The sequence below is a fragment of the Erwinia sp. Leaf53 genome, assembly GCF_001422605.1.
In the GTDB taxonomy this organism is placed as follows: Bacteria; Pseudomonadota; Gammaproteobacteria; order Enterobacterales; family Enterobacteriaceae; genus Erwinia.
The window spans coordinates 97,191-117,180 of the sequence record NZ_LMLK01000023.1 but is presented as its reverse complement, the minus strand read 5'-3'; the positions used below and the strand labels follow the sequence as shown (position 1 = coordinate 117,180).

17 protein-coding genes are annotated in these 19,990 nt (G+C 58.4%); 5 read left to right on the top strand and 12 right to left on the bottom strand.

The features are described from left to right. Positions 1-218: 218 nt before the first annotated feature. The 5 genes from glnB to purL all read right to left on the bottom strand — a co-directional run bounded on the left by glnB (position 219) and on the right by purL (position 9,688). A complete protein-coding gene (gene glnB / locus ASF13_RS16790) occupies positions 219-557 on the bottom strand; it encodes a nitrogen regulatory protein P-II (RefSeq protein ID WP_056238873.1) in 339 nt (112 codons plus the stop codon). A gap of 136 nt (positions 558-693) precedes the next feature. Further along, the gene (gene glrR, locus ASF13_RS16785) at positions 694-2,028 is read right to left on the bottom strand and encodes a two-component system response regulator GlrR (RefSeq protein ID WP_056238869.1); all 1,335 of its coding nucleotides are present in this window, start codon (positions 2,026-2,028) and stop codon (positions 694-696) included. Continuing rightward, entirely contained in the window at positions 2,025-2,762 is a 738-nt protein-coding gene (qseG, locus tag ASF13_RS16780; RefSeq protein ID WP_056238866.1) for a two-component system QseEF-associated lipoprotein QseG, read from the bottom strand. Before qseG ends, glrR begins: the two co-directional genes overlap by 4 nt. After that, complete coding sequence (locus tag ASF13_RS16775) at positions 2,762-4,192, bottom strand: HAMP domain-containing sensor histidine kinase (protein WP_082502372.1); 1,431 nt, start codon at positions 4,190-4,192, stop codon at positions 2,762-2,764. Before ASF13_RS16775 ends, qseG begins: the two co-directional genes overlap by 1 nt. 1,614 nt (positions 4,193-5,806) lie before the next feature. Continuing rightward, on the bottom strand, positions 5,807-9,688 hold the full coding sequence (gene purL / locus ASF13_RS16765) for a phosphoribosylformylglycinamidine synthase (RefSeq protein ID WP_056238859.1): 3,882 nt from the start codon (positions 9,686-9,688) through the stop codon (positions 5,807-5,809). A 268-nt stretch (positions 9,689-9,956) separates the two neighbouring features. Between purL and mltF the strand changes: the two genes are divergently transcribed. Next, the gene (gene mltF / locus ASF13_RS16760; protein ID WP_056238856.1) at positions 9,957-11,414 is read left to right on the top strand and encodes a membrane-bound lytic murein transglycosylase MltF; all 1,458 of its coding nucleotides are present in this window, start codon (positions 9,957-9,959) and stop codon (positions 11,412-11,414) included. On the opposite strand, the gene tadA is transcribed toward mltF, so the two are convergent. From tadA to murQ, 3 genes are all read right to left on the bottom strand, one after another. After that, on the bottom strand, positions 11,415-11,924 hold the full coding sequence (gene tadA, locus ASF13_RS16755) for a tRNA adenosine(34) deaminase TadA (protein WP_056238852.1): 510 nt from the start codon (positions 11,922-11,924) through the stop codon (positions 11,415-11,417). Positions 11,925-11,964: 40 nt separating this feature from the next. Next, complete coding sequence (gene yfhb / locus ASF13_RS16750; protein ID WP_056238848.1) at positions 11,965-12,603, bottom strand: phosphatidylglycerophosphatase C; 639 nt, start codon at positions 12,601-12,603, stop codon at positions 11,965-11,967. Between the two features lie 132 nt (positions 12,604-12,735). Next, the gene (gene murQ, locus ASF13_RS16745; RefSeq protein WP_056238846.1) at positions 12,736-13,629 is read right to left on the bottom strand and encodes an N-acetylmuramic acid 6-phosphate etherase; all 894 of its coding nucleotides are present in this window, start codon (positions 13,627-13,629) and stop codon (positions 12,736-12,738) included. A 291-nt stretch (positions 13,630-13,920) separates the two neighbouring features. Here murQ and ASF13_RS16740 point away from each other — a divergent pair, with 291 nt between their 5' ends. The 3 genes from ASF13_RS16740 to ASF13_RS16730 all read left to right on the top strand — a co-directional run bounded on the left by ASF13_RS16740 (position 13,921) and on the right by ASF13_RS16730 (position 16,617). Continuing rightward, positions 13,921-14,661 carry a hypothetical protein gene (locus ASF13_RS16740; RefSeq protein ID WP_056238843.1) on the top strand — a complete coding sequence of 247 codons (741 nt, stop codon included), beginning with the start codon at positions 13,921-13,923 and terminating at the stop codon, positions 14,659-14,661. Between the two features lie 151 nt (positions 14,662-14,812). Further along, positions 14,813-15,652, top strand: coding sequence for a MurR/RpiR family transcriptional regulator (locus ASF13_RS16735; RefSeq protein ID WP_056238839.1), 840 nt, complete (start codon positions 14,813-14,815; stop codon positions 15,650-15,652). Positions 15,653-16,044: 392 nt separating this feature from the next. Then, entirely contained in the window at positions 16,045-16,617 is a 573-nt protein-coding gene (locus ASF13_RS16730) for a colicin-like pore-forming protein (protein WP_056238834.1), read from the top strand. 12 nt (positions 16,618-16,629) lie between these two features. On the opposite strand, the gene cui is transcribed toward ASF13_RS16730, so the two are convergent. Further along, positions 16,630-17,166, bottom strand: a complete 537-nt coding sequence (cui, locus tag ASF13_RS23705; protein ID WP_072166414.1) for a colicin immunity protein Cui — start codon at positions 17,164-17,166, stop codon at positions 16,630-16,632. A 488-nt stretch (positions 17,167-17,654) separates the two neighbouring features. Here cui and ASF13_RS16725 point away from each other — a divergent pair, with 488 nt between their 5' ends. Beyond that, positions 17,655-17,921, top strand: coding sequence for a YfhL family 4Fe-4S dicluster ferredoxin (locus ASF13_RS16725; protein WP_056238831.1), 267 nt, complete (start codon positions 17,655-17,657; stop codon positions 17,919-17,921). 134 nt (positions 17,922-18,055) lie between these two features. On the opposite strand, the gene acpS is transcribed toward ASF13_RS16725, so the two are convergent. The 3 genes from acpS to recO form a co-directional block, all read right to left on the bottom strand. Next, complete coding sequence (gene acpS, locus ASF13_RS16720; RefSeq protein ID WP_056238828.1) at positions 18,056-18,436, bottom strand: holo-ACP synthase; 381 nt, start codon at positions 18,434-18,436, stop codon at positions 18,056-18,058. Beyond that, positions 18,436-19,167: a pyridoxine 5'-phosphate synthase gene (gene pdxJ, locus ASF13_RS16715; protein ID WP_056238827.1), complete on the bottom strand. Its 732-nt coding sequence runs from the start codon at positions 19,165-19,167 to the stop codon at positions 18,436-18,438. Before pdxJ ends, acpS begins: the two co-directional genes overlap by 1 nt. An 82-nt stretch (positions 19,168-19,249) precedes the next feature. After that, complete coding sequence (gene recO / locus ASF13_RS16710) at positions 19,250-19,987, bottom strand: DNA repair protein RecO (protein ID WP_056238824.1); 738 nt, start codon at positions 19,985-19,987, stop codon at positions 19,250-19,252. Between the last annotated feature and the right edge of the window lie 3 nt (positions 19,988-19,990).

Below are 19,990 nucleotides of genomic sequence, written 5' to 3'. Positions count from 1 at the left end.
CGTGAAATCAGCTTCGGTGGGTGAAGTGGAGTCTGGAGTCTGGAGTCTGGAGTCTGGAGTCTGGAGTCTGGAGTCTGGAGTCTGGAGTCTGGAGTCTGGAGTCTGGAGTCTGGAGTCTGGGAGGATACAACAGAGAGTGGTCAGCAACGGCTTGCTAATCAGGCAACCGGCAAATCCAGCCCGGTGACCCGGGCTGACGCACTGGCGAGATTCAGCGATCAGATCGCCTCTTCGTCTTCCTCACCGGTACGAATGCGCACCACGCGCGCCACGTCGAAGACGAAGATTTTACCGTCGCCGATTTTGCCGGTCTGCGCGGTGTTCATGATGGTGTCGACGCAGGTGTCGACGATGTCGTCCGCCACCACGATCTCAATTTTCACCTTCGGCAGAAAATCGACCATGTACTCGGCGCCGCGGTACAGCTCGGTATGGCCCTTCTGGCGGCCAAAGCCCTTCACTTCGGTTACCGTCATCCCGGTGATGCCGACTTCCGCCAGCGCTTCGCGCACGTCATCCAGTTTGAACGGCTTGATAATTGCGTCAATCTTTTTCATGGCAGACCTTTTTCTTCCCGCCGCGTCCGGACGGGTATTCATATGAGTATTCACCGGACAGGTCACGCTTCGCGGTCTGTCTCTGCTCTGAGGCAGCTAAACTACCATATCCAGGGCGACTAACGGCACTGAAAAATTACTCTTTAAAGTCGGCGGCATCCAGTTCATGTCGCGAGAGCAGCTTATAGAACTCGGTGCGGTTGCGCCCGGCCAGCCGCGCGGCGTTAGTGACGTTGCCGCGGGTCATCTGCAGCAGCTTGCGCAGGTAGTTCAGCTCGAACTGGTTGCGCGCTTCGGCAAAGGTCGGCAGCGCGGTGTTCTCACCGGCCAGCGCCTGCTCCACCAGCGCGTCGCTGATGACCGGCGCGGAGGTCAGCGCCACGCACTGTTCGATCACGTTGACCAGCTGGCGCACGTTGCCCGGCCAGCTGGCGGCCATCAGCCGGCGCAGGGCGTCGGTGGAGAAGCTGCGCACAAAGGGTTTATGGCGTTCGGCGGCCTGCTTGAGCAGGTGGCCGGCCAGCAGCGGGATATCCTCCGCGCGCTCGTGCAGCGCCGGCAGCTTGAGGCTGACCACGTTAAGGCGGTAGTAGAGATCCTCACGAAACTCCTTCTTTTCCATCGCCTTCGGCAGGTCGCGGTGGGTGGCGGAGATAATGCGCACGTTGATATCCAGATCGCGGTTGCTGCCCAGCGGCCGCACTTTACGCTCCTGCAGCACGCGCAGCAGCTTGACCTGCAGCGCCTGCGGCATATCGCCTATCTCATCAAGAAACAGCGTGCCGCCCTCCGCGGCCTGGAACAGCCCTTCACGGCTGCTGACCGCGCCGGTAAACGCCCCTTTGGCGTGGCCGAACAGTTCGGACTCCAGCAGCTGTTCCGGCAGCGCGCCGCAGTTGATGGCGATAAAGGCGTTACCGGCGCGCGGGCTGGCGGCGTGGATCGCCTGCGCCAGCACCTCTTTGCCGGTACCGCTCTGGCCGTTGATCAGCACGCTGACGTCAGACTGCGCCACCATGCGCGCCTGCTCCAGCAGCCGCAGCATCAGCGGGCTGCGGGTGACAATCGCCTCGCTCCAGGCGTTATCGCTGCCCGGGGCGCGCTGCGCCAGCGCCTCATCAATCGCCTTGTACAGCGCATCGCGGTCGACCGGCTTGGTCAGGAAGCTGAACACCCCCTGACGGGTGGCGGCAACCGCGTCCGGGATTGAGCCGTGGGCGGTGAGAATAATCACCGGCATGCCCGGCTTCAGCCGCTGGATTTCGGTGAACAGCGCCATGCCGTCCATCTCATCCATCCGCAGATCGCTAATCACCAGGTCGAAGGTTTCCCGGTTCAGCAGCTTCAGCGCCTCCGGGCCGCTGGCGGCGGTGGTGACTAAAAAGCCTTCACTGCTCAGGCGCATCCCCAGCAGTTTCAGCAGCGAGGGGTCGTCGTCGACCAGCAACAGGCGGGCGGCGTGTTTGATCATGGGTTAGCATCCTCCCCGGTGGGGTTGCCCGGACGCGGGCTGCCTGCCGGCTCCGCGCGGTCGTCGGCGTGGCTGGTATCGCCGGCATCCGGCGCGCGGCGGGATGAGAGCTGACGTTCAATGTCGGTCAGGCTGTCGAGCTTGCGGCGGGTGTCCGCCAGCTGCTGGCTCTGGCTGCTGGCCTGCTGGCGCAGCGCGTCCAGCTGGGCGTCGCTGCTCTGCTGCAGATGGGCGTAACGCGTGCGCTCCGCAGAAAGCTGCAGCAGCGAGCCCTGCCCTTCCCGCCACAGCGTCAGCAGCGGACGCACGGCGGCCGGGTAATCGCTGCCGTAGCCGTCCAGCCGGTCAAGATACTGACGGCGCTCCACCGGCGTGACATTACCGTTATCCAGCAGTACCGCCTGTTTAAAGGTGCTCTGCCAGTTCTCAGCCGGCCAGCGGTGCGCTTCGGCCCGGGCAGCAGCCGGTGACAGGCGCTCTGCGCAGTCCATCGCCCGCAGCCAGTAGAGCGGATTATGCATCGCAGCCGTATCGTTAAATGACCAGATCGACGCACAGCCGACCTGGTGATAATCCACCAGGGTGCTTTCCGGTGGCGATCCGGTATGAATAGCGTCAGCGCCGCTGCGCGAGGGGGTGTTGCAGCCGGCCAGCAGGCCGCTAAGCAGCGCCACGGCGCAGACCGCGCCGTGGCGCAGGCTCGGTAGTTGAAAAAGAGAAAGTGTCAGTCGCATTAAGATCCGTTCCCGGCGGTGCTATTCAGTTCGATACGAAAGCAGACGTCTGCCTTAGCGTGCTCTGCCAGCTGCAGGTCGCCCTGCAGGCGGTGCAGGCAATCCCTGGCAATACTCAGGCCCAGCCCGCTGCCCTTCACAGCGCCTTTGCGCTGCAGGTTGCCCTGGAAGAAGGGTTCAAAGATCATCGCCCGCTCGCCATAGGGAATCGGCGTGCCGCTGTTGGCCACGTCGATAATCACCCGATCGCCCTGCTGGCGGCTGCTGATCCAGATGGTGCCGGACTCTGCGCCGTAGTGTAGCGCATTGGAGTAAAGATTATCGATGGCGCGCAGTAACAAAGTCGGTTCGGCCATGCAGGCGGCGGCCTGCAGGTCTGTTTCGGTGCGCATCGATTTGGCGCGGGCGGTCAGGCTGTGGGTGGTGATAAGCTGCTCAATCATCGGCGCCAGCGTCACCGGCTCCAGCACCGCCGGGCCGTCGGCCAGCTTGCGGTTGTAGTCGAGCAGCTGTTCAATCAGCCGCTGCAGATGGCGGCTGCTGTCGTCGAGAATGCTGACCACCTCACGCTGGTCAGCGGTCAGCGGCCCGGCCACGCCGTCGGCCAGCAGTTCGGTGCCTTCGCGCATGCTGGCCAGCGGCGTTTTCAGCTCGTGGGAGATATGCCGCAGGAACTCGTGGCGCTGCGCCTCCAGCCAGGCGAGGCGCTCGCTCAGCCACAGGATGCGCTGCGCCAGCGAACGGATCTCACGCGGCCCTTTAAAGGCGAAGCTCTGGCCGAGAGGCTTCCCCTCCCCCAGCCGGTTAATCATCCGCTCCACCGCCTTCACCGGCCCGATAATCATCCGCGTGCAGAGCAGCACCAGCCCGAGGCTGAGCAGAAACAGCGTCAGCGCCTGCCAGCCGAAGAACTGGCCGCGATCGGCAATTTCGCGCTGTAACTGCAGTCCACGGGCAAACACCACTTCGCGGGTAGTCTGCACCAGCTGTACGTTAGCCTGCGAGAACGCCTCCAGCGCGTCGCCCGCTTCCCTGACCGGGCCGCTGGTGGTGCAGTGCAGCTGGCTGAGCAGGGTCAGGTTCTGCCGCAGGCTCTGGTAGGTCGACATATCCGGCAGCACCTGGGCGTGGGCGTCCAGCATCTGTGAGTAGCGACTGCGCTGGGTCTGATAGAGGCGCGCCAGCATCGGGTCATCCAGCACGCAGTACTGGCGGTAGCTGCGTTCCAGCTCCAGCGCGGTGCGCGCCATCGCCTCGCTACGGCGCACGTCGGTCAGCGTGGTGCGGTTGGTGTCCGCCGCCCGCTCGCTCAGCGCGGAGAGGCTCTCCCACGCCTGCCAGGCCAGCACCAGCAGCGGCAGCAGCACCAGTAAGAACGCCATCAGCACCAGCTGACGCAGGGAACGCGGGAACAGACGCCAACTTTTCACGGGCAGATCTCGTCGTCAACAAAACAGCGATGCTAACGGAGAGCGGCGGCGGAGGGAAGTGCGCTGGCCGGAGAGCGGAGAATAAATATCTACCCGTTTAGCAAATGATGAAGAGTGTAGATTAACCAGGTCGTATGGCCCGGATTCCCTGAAGATAATTTCCCCCTCAACACAGCCCTGTCAGGACTCTGTCCTGATAAACACCCTCATCTTTTTCGTATTATAGCTATTGCACAAAGCCATCACTCACCTTAAATTCGAGTTCCTGCCAGCAGGCAGGGTGAACTTAAAAAAATATAAGGATATTAATATGAGAAATTTAGACACTAAAAAATTAAAGCGGTCTCAGGTGCGCGTGCAAACCCTACCTACCCACGAAACCCAAACGATCCTAACGTGATTAATTGCAATAATGGCATCATCGGAGGGATAATTGCAGGCTCAGTGGGTGGCCTGCCTGGCATGGCGCTTGGGTTGGTAGGTGGCGCACTGGCTGGCGGTTGTTTCACTCACTGATATGGTTATCTGATAATGCAGTTTCAATGATTAAAATTCTCTTCTGGTGCACCAGGAGGGAATATGAGGTCGAAATATGGGAACATTAATTAAAACTCTCAGTATTTTTATCGGTATCCTGGTTGGTTCCTGTTTGCTTAGTGGTGCTGGCATAATGTTTGAAAGCTGGTACAAATTCCCAGCAAATTTCTCCCGCTTCGTTATCATGCTAATAATTTATTATTTTTTTGCCCAATCAGGGGTATACATTTATAAAAAAATATTTCAGTCAAAAGAAAACGTATGTGATAGTAAAAAATAAAAAAACCAAACATCATTTTATCTTTCCAGATCCAGAATTACCCCCACAGATGAACTGACTCGCCTCTTCACGTGGTGTTTATTTAGTCGGTACCACATCATTTTGCGCTGATGATCTTGAGTAAACATCTTATGTAATGTCGGTCATTGCACCGCAATAAAAAAATGGCCGGTTCAGTGAACCGGCCATCGGTGCCGCGACGGCTTACCATCGCGGCGGAAGAGGTGGTGCCTAACTCAACGTTTCGTCCGATGCTTGATAACGTCACAGAGTGAACGATTATCGGTGGGGTGGACGGCAGGCACCGTTTTGTGCGTCATTCGGGATGTTATGAGCTACTAGTCCGCTTGCGCAGGGCTGTCATAACCAGGTGAATGAGCCACTGAAGGTATTATAGCAATTGGCGTGCCAGTTTTGCAATAAGTGTAGTAACACCCTGTTAAACGGTGACTTATGTCATTTCAGCTGCTCATCACCCTGCTCATTGCCTTCTGATTTCGGTGACGACTGTCGCTGCAAAGCAACGCATTGCCAACCAGGAAAAACTCCGCCATTAAATTCAACAGGTTAAATGTCACCATATGACGACACTCCGGTTAACAGAGTGTCGCTAAAGAGTAACATGGCTTAATCAACCGTCCGCGCGTCAACATCGATCCGCAGCACTGCGATTCACCCGCTTATCTTCAGCACTATCAGAATCAACGCATGCTGAGGGAGCGGGACCCGCCGGGCGATGCTGAAACCGAAACCAATAAAAAGGCCGGGTTTCCCCGGCCTTCCTGTTAGCGGGTTAATTAACCCAGCTGTTTACGCGCATTGCGGAAAATACGCATCCACGGGCTGTCCTCGCCCCACTCGGTTGGGTGCCAGGAGTTGCTGACGGTACGGAACACGCGCTCCGGGTGTGGCATCATAATGGTCACGCGGCCGCTTTCGTTGGTCACCGCGGTAATGCCGTTCGGGGAGCCGTTCGGGTTGGCCGGGTACTGCTGGGTGACCTTACCGAAGTTGTCCACGAAGCGCAGCGCCACCAGGCCTTTGGCTTCCAGCTGCGCCAGGTGCGCGTCGCTGCGCACTTCGACAAAGCCTTCACCGTGCGAGACGGCGATAGGCATACGCGAACCGGCCATGCCGTCCAGCAGCAGTGACGGGCTGGCCGCCACTTCCACTAGGCTGAAGCGGGCTTCAAAACGCTCGGACTGGTTACGCACAAAGCGCGGCCACTCTTCGCTGCCCGGGATCAGCTCGCGCAGGTTAGACATCATCTGGCAGCCGTTACAGACGCCCAGCGCCAGCGTCTGCGGGCGGTGGAAGAAGGTTTCGAACTCGTCGCGCACGCGGGCGTTGAACAGGATCGATTTCGCCCAGCCTTCACCGGCACCCAGCACGTCACCGTAGGAGAAGCCGCCACAGGCGACCAGCGCCTGCATATCGGCCAGGCCACGACGGCCGGCCAGCAGGTCGCTCATATGCACGTCAACCGCGTCAAAACCGGCGCGGTGGAAGGCGGCCGCCATCTCCACGTGGGAGTTAACGCCCTGCTCACGCAGCACCGCCACTTTCGGACGGGCACCGGTAGCGATAAACGGCGCGGCGATATCTTCCTGCGGTGCGAAGCTCAGGGAAACGTTCAGGCCCGGATCGTTATCATCCAGCTTGGCGGCGTGTTCCTGATCGGCACATTCCGGGTTGTCGCGCAGGCGCTGCATCTGCCAGGTGGTCTCGGCCCACCAGGTACGCAGGGTGGTACGGCTTTCGCTGTACACCGCAGAGTCACCGGAGGCGATCACAAAGCGGTCGCCCTGCGTCGCCTGGCCCAGCACGTGGACGCAGTCCGCGAGGCCGTGTTCAGCAAACACCGCCAGCACCGCGTCGCGGTCGGCGGCGGCAACCTGAATCACCGCGCCCAGCTCTTCGTTAAACAGCGCAGCCAGGCTGTCGCTGCCCAGCGCGGCGATATCCACGTTGATGCCGCAGTGGCCGGTAAAGGCCATCTCGGCCAGCGTCACCAGCAGGCCGCCGTCGGAGCGGTCATGGTAGGCCAGCAGTTTGCCGTCGGCTACCAGCGCCTGGATAGCGTGCCAGAAACCGGCCAGCTGCTGCACGTCGCGCACGTCGGCCGGCTTATCGCCCAGCTGGCGGTAAACCTGCGACAACGCGGTAGCGCCCAGCGCGTTGACGCCGCGGCCGAGGTCGATCAGCAGCAGGCTGTTATCTACGGTCTGCAGCTGCGGGGTCACGGTTTTGCGCACGTCTTCCACACGGGCAAAGGCGGTGATCACCAGCGACAGCGGCGAGGTCATCTCGCGCTGCTCGGTGCCCTGCTGCCAGCGGGTTTTCATCGACATCGAGTCTTTGCCCACCGGAATGGTGATGCCCAGCGCCGGGCAGAGCTCTTCGCCCACCGCTTTCACCGCTTCGTACAGGCCAGCGTCTTCACCCGGGTGGCCGGCAGCGGCCATCCAGTTTGCCGACAGCTTAACGCGGGTCAGCGGGCCAATTTCGGTGGCGGCGATGTTGGTCAGCGCTTCACCGACGGCCAGGCGGCCGGAGGCGGCGAAGTCAAGCAGCGCTACCGGGGCACGTTCGCCCAGCGCCATCGCTTCACCGTGGTAGCTGTCGAGGCTGGCGGTGGTGACCGCACAGTTGGCCACCGGGATCTGCCACGGGCCGACCATCTGGTCGCGGGCGACCATACCGGTTACCGAGCGGTCGCCGATCGAGATCAGGAAGGTCTTCTCGGCCACGGTCGGCAGGTGCAGCACGCGGTTAACCGCATCGGCAATCGAGATGCCGTTACGCACCAGCGGTTGCCCCTGAACCTGCAGCGTGGAGACGTCGCGGGTCATTTTTGGCGTTTTGCCCAGCAGCACGTCGAGCGGCATATCGATCGGCGTGTTGTCGAAATGGCTGTCGGCCAGCGACAGGTGCATCTCTTCGGTGGCTTCACCGATCACCGCGTACGGCGCGCGCTCGCGCTGGCACAGCTCGTCGAACAGCGCCAGGCTCTCCGGCGCAACCGCCAGCACGTAGCGCTCCTGCGATTCGTTACACCACACTTCCAGCGGGCTCATGCCCGGCTCGTCGTTGAGGATATCACGCAGGTTGAAACGGCCGCCGCGCTCGCCGTCGCTGACCAGCTCCGGCATGGCGTTAGACAGGCCGCCCGCTCCAACGTCGTGGATAAACAGAATCGGGTTGGCTTCGCCCAGCTGCCAGCAGCGGTCGATCACTTCCTGGCACCGACGCTCCATTTCCGGGTTGTCGCGTTGCACCGAGGCGAAGTCGAGGTCGGCGTCAGACTGGCCGGAGGCCATAGAGGAGGCCGCGCCGCCGCCGAGGCCGATATTCATCGCCGGGCCACCCAGCACGATCAGCTTCGCGCCGACGGTGATTTCGCCCTTCTGCACGTGGTCGGCACGGATATTACCGATACCGCCCGCCAGCATGATCGGCTTATGGTAGCCGCGCAGCTCTTCGCCGTTGTGGCTGGTGACGCGCTCTTCGTAGGTACGGAAGTAGCCGTTCAGCGCCGGGCGACCGAATTCGTTGTTAAACGCGGCACCGCCCAGCGGCCCTTCAGTCATGATGTCCAGCGCGGTGACGATGCGGTCCGGTTTGCCAAAATCCTCTTCCCACGGCTGTTCAAAGCCAGGGATACGCAGGTTCGACACCGAGAAACCGACCAGGCCGGCTTTCGGTTTGGCACCGCGCCCGGTGGCGCCTTCGTCACGAATTTCGCCACCGGAACCGGTGGCAGCACCCGGCCACGGCGAAATCGCGGTCGGGTGGTTGTGGGTTTCCACCTTCATCAGGATATGGGTCTCTTCCTGGTGGAAGTCATACCCGCCCTGCGGATCGGCGTAGAAACGGCCGACCTTCGAGCCTTCCATTACCGCGGCGTTGTCTTTATAGGCCGACAGCACGTGGTCCGGGGTTTTCTCGAAGGTGTTTTTGATCATCTTAAACAGCGACTTCGGCTGCACCTGACCGTCAATCACCCAGTCGGCGTTGAAGATCTTATGGCGGCAGTGCTCAGAGTTGGCCTGAGCAAACATATACAGCTCGATGTCGTTCGGGTTGCGCCCCAGTTTTTCAAACGCCGCCAGCAGGTAGTCGATCTCGTCGTCCGCCAGCGCCAGGCCCAGTTTGATGTTCGCCTGTACCAGCGCGTCGCGGCCGGCACCCAGCACGTCAACGCTCTGTACCGGCGCCGGCTGATGCTGAGCAAACAGCTGCTCAGCATCGCTCAGCTCGCTGAACACGGTTTCCATCATGCGGTCGTGCAGCGCCGCGGACAGCTGCGCCCACTGCGCGTCGGTCAGCTCGGCCTTCACGTAGAACGCCAGGCCGCGCTCCAGGCGCAGCACCTGCGGCAGGTCACAGTTATGGGCGATATCGGTGGCTTTGGACGACCACGGAGAGATGGTGCCTGGACGCGGGGTCACCAGCAGCAGGCGGCCTTCCGGGGTATGCTCAGCGAGAGAGGGACCGTACTTCAGCAGGCGCTGCAGGCGCGCCTTTTCATCCGCACTCAGCGGTGCGCTGACGTCAGCGAAATGGACATACTCGGCGTAAATATCACTCACCGGCAGGTGAGCGTCCTGAAAGCGGGTCAGCAGTTTGTTAATACGAAATGCCGACAGAGCGGGCGAACCACGCAGAATTTCCATCATTAAGATCTCTCGTCTCGAAGCGCCGGGCGACGCTTCATTGGGCGCAACAGGGAAAACGGGCGCTATTATAGAGAATTCCCCGCCGTTACGAAACCGTTTGCGCAGAATTTCATGCCGTGCAGAATTGACTGAAAATTACACAATCCAGGTGGATTTCTGTTGCGCCCCGCCGCCGAGTTGAGCAGAATGCCCCACGCTCAGGCCGAATTTCGACCCCATAAAACTGCTAAATAAGACAGATACCTGAGAACCATCGAGAGATAACTATTTGAAACGCCTAAAATTTAACTATCTTCTGATCGGGCTGATCACCGTGCTGCTCGCGCTGGCGCTGTGGCCGGCGATCCCCTGGTATGGCGGTGCCACCGACCGTATCGGGCAGATCAAATCGCGGGGCGTGCTGCGCGTCAGCACCATAAATTCTCCGCTTACCTGGTACATCGTCAACAAATCACCGGCCGGTATGGATTACGAGCTGGCAAAACGCTTTGCCGATTACCTCGGCGTGAAGCTGGAAGTGACCGTCCGTCCGAACCTGAGCGATCTGTTTGACGATCTGGAAGATGACAAAGCTGACGTGCTGGCGGCCGGTCTGATTTACAACCACGACCGGCTGACGCGCTTCCAGACCGGTCCCTCCTACTATTCGGTGTCGCAGCAGCTGGTGTACCGCATGGGCGCTGCGCGGCCTAAGAACCCGGGGGATCTTAAAGGCCGGCTGGTCGCCGCCTCCGGCTCGGCCTACCTGTCAACGCTGCGCGATATGAAGAGCAATCAGTACCCGGATCTCGACTGGGCGATCGCCACCGACCGCACCCCGCAGCAGCTGCTGGAGGCGGTGGCAGACGGCAAGCTGGATTACACCGTGGCGGATTCGGTGACCATCGCGCTGATGCAGCGTATCCATCCGCAGCTGGCCGTCGCCTTTGATATCACCGACGAAGAGCCGGTCACCTGGTATGTGCAGGATGAGAAAGACGACAGCCTCAACGCCGCGATGCTCGACTTCTTTAATATGATGGGCGAAGAGGGATCGATGGCGCGGCTGGATGAGAAGTATCTCGGCCACGTTGGCACCTTTGACTACGTCGACACCCGTACCTTCCTGCGGGCGATTGACGGCACGCTGCCGGACATTAAACCGCTGTTCGAGAAGTATGCGCAGAATATTGACTGGAAACTGCTGGCGGCGATCGCCTACCAGGAGTCGCACTGGAACCCGCAGGCCACCTCACCGACCGGGGTGCGCGGCATGATGATGCTGACGCGTAACACCGCCGACAGCGTCAGCGTGAAGGACCGCACCGACCCGGAGCAGAGCATCCGCGGCGGCAGCGTCTACCTGCAGCGGCTGATGGAGAAGGTGCCGGACAGCATCCCTGAAGATGAGCGCATCTGGTTTGCGCTGGCCGCCTACAATATGGGCTTCGCGCATATGCTCGACGCACGTAAACTGACGGATAAGCAGAACGGCAACCCGGACAGCTGGGCCGATGTCAAACTGCGCCTGCCGATGCTCAGCCAGAAACGCTACTACAGCCAGACCGCCTACGGCTTTGCGCGCGGCCACGAAGCCTATGCCTATGTGGAGAATATCCGCAAATATCAGCTGAGCCTGGTGGGTTATCTGGACGACCAGGAGCGCAAGCTGGCACAGAAGGCGGCTACCGAAGCCGAACTCGGCAGCGGTTACCCGGCGGTCGCACCGCAGCTGGCGATGAACTGATCACTCCGCTGACGACGTGCCCTGCTGCTGCTGCTGGCGCAGCGCCTTTTTCTCGGCGCGACGCTGGCGGAAAAAGTCGCTGAGCATTGCGGCACACTCCTCTGCCAGCACCCCTTCATCGACCTGCACCTGGTGGTTCATACCCGGATGACTGAGCACGTCGATCAGCGAGCCGGCCGCGCCGGTTTTAGCATCGCGCGCGCCAAATACCAGCCGCCCTACCCGGCCGTGCACCATCGCCCCGGCGCACATCACGCAGGGCTCGAGGGTGACGTAGAGGGTAGTATCCAGCAGGCGGTAGTTTTCAATCACCTTCCCGCCCTGGCGCAGCGCCATAATCTCGGCGTGGGCGGTCGGATCGTGGTGGCCAATCGGCCGGTTCCAGCCCTCACCTATCACCCGCCCTTCATGCACCAGCACCGCACCGACCGGCACCTCGCCCTCCTGCCAGGCACGGCGGGCCAGCGTCAGCGCATGACGCATCCAGAATTCATCGTTATTGTCGCTCACCCGCGTCTCCAGCAAAAAAAAGCGCGACAGTATACCTTAATTACTCAAGCTGCTGTAGCTGACCGGTCGGCGTTACGCGGAAGCGGTGCTGGCAGAAGAACAGCAGCGGGTTATCCTGCTTGCTGTCGCTGTAGCCGCTGTAAAGCTGCAGCGGCGTGCCGATCTGTTCCTCAAGCTGTGCCACCTTCTCATGGCCGAGGCAGCGCATCGCCAGTACGCGGCCACCGCGGGCGGCCACCATCTGGCTGGCGATCAGCTTTACTTTGGGCAGAAACGCCGAGTCAAAATAGACCTGTTCCACCAGCGTCTGCGGTGAGCCGGTAATTAACCAGACGTCGGCATCGTCGCTGTTAAGGTAGTCGGTCAGGCGCTGCTGCACCACCGGAAAGGCGGTCACCCGCTGGCGGAACCAGGCGGCAAACTGCTTTTCACGCTGCAGCAGCCGGGATTCGCTGTGGCCAAAGGTGATCGCCCACAGCAGCAGGCTCATCGGCCAGCGCGCCGCACGGCCTTTCAGCAGCAGCGCCGCGCCAGTCACCGGCAGCAGCGGCAGTACCAGCAGCAGGTTAAGCGGCTGACGCCACAGCAGCCAGCGCATGTACGTGCCAAACATATCCTGCTGGTGCAGGGTACCGTCTAAATCAAAAAAAATTACGCGTCGTTCCCGACCAGTCGTCAAACCATACTCCTCAGGGGTTAAGTCCCTTCCGCTGCGCGAACCAACGCCGCTACCGATGATATTCAGCCACGCAGCAGGCGGTGAAAATACTGAACGGCAACATTAGCATAGCCAATCAGCACGCGGTCTGCTTTATGCCTGCAGCGCCGCCCGCAGAAAACCGTGATGCTGAGCCAGCCGTCGTTCGGCTTCCCCGGCGCTGATATCTGCGAGGATCATCAGGATCGCAGTCTTCACCTGGCTGCCGGCCTGCTGTAAGGCCGCCCGCGCCTGTTCAGCGTCACAGCCGGTGGCTTCGATCACCATGCGCTGCGCGCGATCCACCAGCTTGACGTTGGTAGCCTGCATATCCACCATCAGGTTCTGATAGACCTTGCCAACCCTGACCATCGCGCCGGTGGAGATCATATTCAGCACCAGCTTCTGCGCGGTGCCGGACTTCAGCCGCGTCGAACCGGTCAGCGCTTCAGGGCCGACCACCGGCGAGATGGCGATGGCGGCTTCGCGGGCAATTGGCGAGTCCGGGTTACAGGAGACGGCGGCGGTGGCGCATCCGAGCTGGCGGGCGTAGCGCAGCGCGCCGATCACATAAGGGGTGCGCCCCGAGGCGGCGAGGCCGACCACCATATCCTGCGGCGTCAGGTTTAACGCCTGCAGGTCGCTGGCCCCCAGCTGCGGGTCATCTTCTGCCCCTTCCACCGCTTTCAGTAGCGCGCCGGGGCCACCGGCGATCAGCCCAATCACCAGGCCGTGCGGCACGCCGAAGGTTGGCGGGCATTCGGAGGCATCCAGCACGCCCAGCCGGCCGCTGGTGCCCGCGCCGGTATAGATCAGACGCCCACCCGACGCCAGCGCCGCCGCCGCCGCATCCACCGCCTCGGCCACCTGCGGCAGCGTAATACCCACCGCCGCGGCCACCGTAGCGTCCTGCTGATTAAATTTGGTCACCATTGCCAGCGTCGACAGGCTGTCGAGATCGAGCGTGTCCGGGTTTCGCGTTTCTGAGACCAGCGCACCGAGATTCATTGTTTCCCCTTACTGAGCTTTTTGATTCTTACAAGAATAATATTATGGAATATTTAATTCTCTGAGACGAGGATTTTCTGCGCGGCGGTGGAAAAAAATGCAGTTGAGGGACGGCAAGGACGGGGAAGAACCGGGTAGCAGGCGGACTGGCATAAACAGCGTTGGTATAACGGCGAACTCTGCAAAAAAGTGTCCAGAATCGTTGTTGTTTGCGATCGCCCCTTTTCGTATAACCGCCTTTCACTCCTTCGGGCAACCCTGCCCACGCGCCATACTATACGGAAATCCTTGATGCTTATGAACTCTGTTTACCAGGGGGCGAACGCGTTCGCCTTCAGCAACCGTATTATCACCGCAGAAAGCCACAGCCTGAGCCGTGCCAGCGGTACCTCACGCATTGAAGACTGCACCCTGACCCAGGTTCACCTCGACTGCACTAATGCGGTCAACGCCGGTTCGCTGATTGCGGTCGACAACAGCCGCCTCAGCGACTGTAGGCTGCAAACTGCCGGTGCACTGACAATCGCTAACGGCCATATGCAGCGCTGCCGACTGAGCGTCGAGGGGCTACTGCACATCACGGCCAGCCACCTGCGCTGCTGCCACCTGCGGCTGCAGCCCGGTAGCGGGCTGATCGTTGAGGATAATGACTGCGACGTGCTGAACATCGACGGTACCGGTGGTTTTAGCCACACCTTTACTCTGCAGGGGCTGTTTACCCGCAGCCGCTTTAAGGGCCTGCTGATCGCCGGGGGCCAGTTGCAGGCGATCTTTTACCGCACGCTGTGGCGGGACACGCTGGTGCGCGACAGCGTGCTGAACCACTCGCTGTTTAACCGCTGCGTGCTCGACGACCTGCGTTTTCACGACTGCAGCTTTAGCGGCAGCACCTTTTCCCACTGTGAAACCGGGCAGAAACCGCTGGTGTTTGAGCGCTGCGATCTGCGCGGCTGCCGCTTTATTCAGATCCATCCGCGCCAGTGCCGTTTTATCGATTGCCGTGGAATCAGCGCTGCTTCCTTTACCCTGTAAACGGCTTCCGGCGCTGGCCGCCGCCATGAAATGAGAAATTTCACGTGTTTAATCAGAGAATCTGTCAAACAGGGGGTTAGACTTAGGGTGCCGCCTGTTATCATTACAGATAATTCAATACGATGGACCCGCGTTCGCAAGAGGAAATGAGATGAGTTCACTGCTGCGTATTCGTCAGCTGTATCCCAGCCTGGCTTTGAATGAGCGTCGCCTGGCGGATTATCTGCTGTCGCAGCCGGACCGTGCCCGCCACCTGAGTTCGCAGAAGCTGGCCGATGAGTCGGGCGTCAGCCAGTCCAGCGTGGTTAAGTTCGCGCAGAAGCTGGGTTATAAGGGCTTTCCGGCGCTGAAGATGGCGCTGAGCGAGTCGCTGTCAGACAAAGAGGCGATCACCGTACATAACCACATCCTCAGCGACGATTCGCTGAAGGTGGTCGGTGAAAAACTCTTTACCGAGAAACAGTCGGCGATCCGCGCCACGCTGGATATCAACAGCGAGGAGATGCTACTGGAGACGCTGCGCCTGCTGAAGAACGCCAACCGTATCGTGCTGGTCGGCATTGGTGCCTCGGGGCTGGTGGCGAAGGACTTCTCGTGGAAGCTGATGAAGATCGGCATCAGCGCGGTGGCCGAGCAGGATATGCACGCGCTGCTGGCCAGCGTGCAGGCGCTGGCGCCGGGCGACGTGCTGCTGGCGATCTCCTACACCGGTGAGCGGCGCGAGATCAATCTGGCGGCGCAGGAAGCCCAGCGCATCGGAGCCACGGTGCTGGCCTTTACCGGCTTTACCCCTAACACCCTGCAGCAGTCGGCGAGCCACTGCCTTTACACGGTGGCCGAAGAGCAGACCACGCGCAGCGCGGCGATCTCCTCCACTACCGCTCAGCTGGCGCTGACCGACCTGCTGTTTATGGCGCTGGTACAGCGCGATCCGGAACGCGCCTCCAGCCATATTCGCCACAGCGAAGCGCTGGTGAAGAAGCTGATTTAACTAACTTAAATACTTTAGCCTACTATTTATACAACTCAACTTACCAGACCGTCGCTATACGGATAGCGCGGTCTGCAGCGAAGAGACCAACAGCCAGGCCTCACATTAAACGGTACAGTTGATTCCGCATAATTGTGTCCTTAGCACCTGCAACAGGCGTGCTCCCGCGTCACTACCCCGTCTGCACCGACTTGCTGATTGAGGCCGATATCCACATCGTCATGTTCAAAGACAGGATATGTCTGAATGAACGATGCATGGCCCGTAGGCCCTTAGCCCAGTATCTGCAGGACTCTCCCGACTCATGAAAACTGTGATGATACACTTTGTAAAAAACAGGTGAACTTATTAAATAGAAAAAATGCCGCCCTGCCAGGGGCTCATAAAGTAAGTTGATTATTAAAAGTAAGAGCCCGGGTAAAGATATCAGCAAAGCCATTGAGAATAAATACAATGAAATTGCAAAAGAAATAGCAGAAGACATTCGTAACTTTCAAGGAAAAACCATAAGGAGTTATGATGATGCCATGAAATCCCTGCAGAAAATCATTGAAAACCCGTCAATGAAAATAAAATCATCTGACAAGGATGCGATTGTTAATGCTTTAAAAGGTTTCGATGCTAAAGATATGGCAGATAAGGTAGGTAAGCTTGGCAGATCATTTAATGTTGCCGGACTCATTTTAAAAGTAGATACAGTACGCCAGAAGTTTATCGAGGGTATTAAAACAGGTAACTGGGGGCCATTAGTACTGGAAGTAGAATCCTGGGTACTTAGCGGTATTGCGAGTACTATAGCATTAGGTGTTTTTTCTGCAGCTTTGGCTCCCTGGTTACTTGCGGCAGGGATGACAACTACAGCTGTAACTGTAGCAGGCATAATAGTTGTGGCTTTTCTGGCATCACTTATCGATGCTAAAGTAGCAGAGAAAATAAACAATGAATTGTTAAAACCTGCTTTTTGAAACCAAGAGGGCTCATCGCCCTCTCTTACTCATTTTGTACGTCATGAAAGGGATAAGAAACAGAGAATAAGTTAGAAATGATATAATAAAATGAACCACTGAAAAAAACAACAACAAAAAAAAGTCATTCACTGTGAATATTCTAATAAATCTTCCTGATGTCGAAATTTCATGATTGCAAAACAATGTTATATAAATATAGATAAAATAAAAAAAAGGATATAGGAAATTAGATAAAAAAATCGTTTTTCTTTCGACTTTAAATACCGGTGATATTTTGTTAAATGAAATTAAAAACCATACAATACCAAAAAATGGCGCAGTTTTGCTAAATGCACTCATTAAAATACTAAAAGGAATATTTTTAAGAGATATTATCGATGGTACGCCACCCATCATATTAAACACAATCTTAATAATTGAAGATTCTGAAAAAAAGTAGTAATAAAAATAAATTATAACTGAAAAAGCAAAAGAAAGAAAAACAAAAATCAAAAACATCATGTTGATTTCTCTAAATCCTTTTTTATCAACATTAACTACTTTCATAAAAAACGACCTCATGTATTATTAATAACAATCTAAATTATGCCACTTCGCACAGAAAGGATCTATTCAATTTAAAAAAATGGACAAACCAACCATTGGTGGAAAATTACATGCACCATTTCATCTCAAAAATCATATGGGGTAGTTCACTAAATTTGTGCCACATGACAGGAGGTAATATGAACACGAGATCGGTAAGAGATCTGTGGTACCCAATGAATCAGAAAAACTCCTTTTGGAAAAATGCTAAAACTGTCACCAGTTTTAGCTGACCACGAAAATAATCCGGCACAAACGGAACTGATAAGTACTTCACACATGCGGCAGATCAAAGGAGCATTTTCTTACTGTGTTACTGTTTTGTGTTGCTGCAAAGGTTTTTTCAAACGAACGATACTGTACATAATCACACCTTAGTATTCAGCGTGCGTTTTAGGGACAGATAGTAACTTATTTATTTTAATGTATTTTTTGGATAACTCATCACTATGTCTTTACTGATCACCCACCGCTGCATCAACTGCGATATGTGCGAACCCGAATGCCCGAACGCGGCAATTAGCTTTGGCGCGGAGTTCTACGAAATTGACGGCGATCGCTGTACCGAGTGCGTCGGCCACTACGAGGTGCCGACCTGCCAGCAGGTCTGCCCGATCGATAACACCATTATCAGCGATCCGCAGCGCGTGGAGGATAATGCACAGCTGTGGGAGAAATTCGTGATGCTGCATCATTCAACGGAGCTGGCCCGCTAAAGCAGTCAGCTTCGTCACAACAAAACGGCTGAACCTGCCGGCCAGCAGGTCAGCGAGTCAGCAAGTCAGCAAGTCAGCAAGTCAGCAAGTCAGCAAGCCTGTAAGATAAGCAATCACGTCAACTTAGGACGTCCTTAACTTTCAATAATCACCGTGGCACAGGCGTAGTGCCGCTCGTCGGCGAGCGTAACGTGGACGTGCGCCACGCCGAGCTTCTGCGCCAGCTCCTGCGCATGCAGGAAAAAGCGCAGCCCGGGTTTACCCAGTTCATCGTTATAGACTTCGAACTGGTTAAACGCCAGGCCACCGCGAATGCCGGTGCCGAAGGCTTTTGCCGCCGCCTCTTTGACCGCAAAGCGCTTGGCGAGAAAGCGCACCGGCTGCTGATGGGCCTGATACTGCGCCCACTCATTGGCGCTGAGCACCCGCTTTGCCAGCCGGTCGCCGGAGCGGGAGATCACCCCTTCAATGCGGGCGATCTCCACGATATCGGTGCCGAGGCCGAGGATCGCCATTAGCGACGCGCTTCGCGCAGCAGCTGTTTCATCTCCTGCACCGCCGCGGCCAGCCCGCTGAACACCGCGCGACCGATAATCGCGTGGCCGATATTCAGCTCAAAGATCTCCGGCAGCAGCGCGATGGCCTGCACGTTGTGGTAGGTCAGGCCGTGGCCGGCGTTAACCTTCAGCCCTTTGCCGGCCGCGTAGGTGGCCGCTTCGGCGATACGCGCCAGCTCCGCGTCACGCTGCGGTCCTTCCGGCGCTTCGGCGTAGGCACCGGTATGAATTTCAATATAAGGCGCACCGGCCGCCACCGCCGCGTCAATCTGCAGGCGATCGGCATCAATAAACAGCGACACCAGGATACCGGCGGCGCTGAGACGCGCGACCGCCGCCGTCACTTTTTCCTGCTGACCGGCGACGTCGAGGCCGCCTTCGGTGGTTACCTCTTCGCGTTTCTCCGGCACCAGGCAGCAGAACTGCGGCTGTACCTCAAGGGCGATCGCCACCATCTCATCGGTGACCGCCATTTCAAGGTTCATCCGCGTCTGAATAGTCTCACGCAGGATGCGCACGTCGCGATCGGTAATATGGCGGCGATCTTCGCGCAGGTGCACGGTAATGCCGTCCGCGCCCGCCTGCTCGGAGACAAATGCCGCCTGCACCGGGTCAGGATAATTTGTGCCGCGCGCGTTACGCACCGTGGCAACGTGATCGATATTAACGCCTAACAACAGTTCAGCCATGACGGTCCTCGGATGATCTTAGTGACTTCGGATTCTTGCAGCAGTGTACAACGTTCAGCGCGGACAGGGGTATGACCTGCGCCTATTCGTCGCCGGATGGTGCAGCGGCCGCGCGTTTTTTCGGCACAAACTGGCGGAACAGTTCGGTACTTTTCAGCGGCCGCCCGCCCAGGTAAGGTTTCAGCGCCATGCGGGTGAAGCGTTTGGCGGCGCGCAGGGTATCGGCGTCAGGAAATTCGCGCTGCCACAGCGCGCGCAGCTGCCGGCCGGTAAAGCTGCGGTGGCCGGTTACCAGGCTGGCGATGAAGCCCTTCTCTTCGCGGTAGCTGTAGGTCATACCGTCGGCCACTTCCTCGCCGCTACCGGCGCAGTGCAGAAAGTCGACGCCGTAGCCAAGGTGGCCAAGCATCGCCAGTTCAAAACGGCGTAAAGCGGGTTCGGGCGAATCGGCCGTGGCGGCCAGCGCCTGGATGCAGTGCAGGTAGTCGAAGAACAGTTCGCTGAAGGCGGTTTCGTGCTCCAGCACGCGGGAGAGCAGCTCGTTAACGTAGAGGCCGCAGTAGAGCGTGGTGCCGCTGAGCGGCAGCGCCAGCGATACCGGTTCGGCACCGCGCAGCGTTTTGACTTCACCGCGGCCGCCCCAGCGGACCAGCAGCGGCGTAAACGGCTGTAACGCCCCTTTCAGGCTGGAGCGTTTGGATCGGGCGCCTTTCGCCAGCACCCGTACCCGGCCATGCTGCTCAGAGAACAGATCGAGCAGCAGGCTGGTTTCGCTCCATGGCCGCGAGTGCAGGACAAAGGCGCGTTGCCAGCCGTCCATCAG

Bases quoted from the DNA above. Each gene is read 5' to 3' on its own strand.
- recO (WP_056238824.1), bottom strand. From the start codon at position 19,987: ATGGACGGCTGGCAACGCGCCTTTGTCCTGCACTCGCGGCCATGGAGC.
- glnB (WP_056238873.1), bottom strand. From the start codon at position 557: ATGAAAAAGATTGACGCAATTATCAAGCCGTTCAAACTGGATGACGTG.
- ASF13_RS16740 (WP_056238843.1), top strand. From the start codon at position 13,921: ATGCTTATGAACTCTGTTTACCAGGGGGCGAACGCGTTCGCCTTCAGC.
- pdxJ (WP_056238827.1), bottom strand. From the start codon at position 19,167: ATGGCTGAACTGTTGTTAGGCGTTAATATCGATCACGTTGCCACGGTG.
- ASF13_RS16735 (WP_056238839.1), top strand. From the start codon at position 14,813: ATGAGTTCACTGCTGCGTATTCGTCAGCTGTATCCCAGCCTGGCTTTG.
- cui (WP_072166414.1), bottom strand. From the start codon at position 17,166: ATGAAAGTAGTTAATGTTGATAAAAAAGGATTTAGAGAAATCAACATG.
- murQ (WP_056238846.1), bottom strand. From the start codon at position 13,629: ATGAATCTCGGTGCGCTGGTCTCAGAAACGCGAAACCCGGACACGCTC.
- acpS (WP_056238828.1), bottom strand. From the start codon at position 18,436: ATGGCGATCCTCGGCCTCGGCACCGATATCGTGGAGATCGCCCGCATT.
- ASF13_RS16725 (WP_056238831.1), top strand. From the start codon at position 17,655: ATGTCTTTACTGATCACCCACCGCTGCATCAACTGCGATATGTGCGAA.
- purL (WP_056238859.1), bottom strand. From the start codon at position 9,688: ATGATGGAAATTCTGCGTGGTTCGCCCGCTCTGTCGGCATTTCGTATT.
- glrR (WP_056238869.1), bottom strand. From the start codon at position 2,028: ATGATCAAACACGCCGCCCGCCTGTTGCTGGTCGACGACGACCCCTCG.
- qseG (WP_056238866.1), bottom strand. From the start codon at position 2,762: ATGCGACTGACACTTTCTCTTTTTCAACTACCGAGCCTGCGCCACGGC.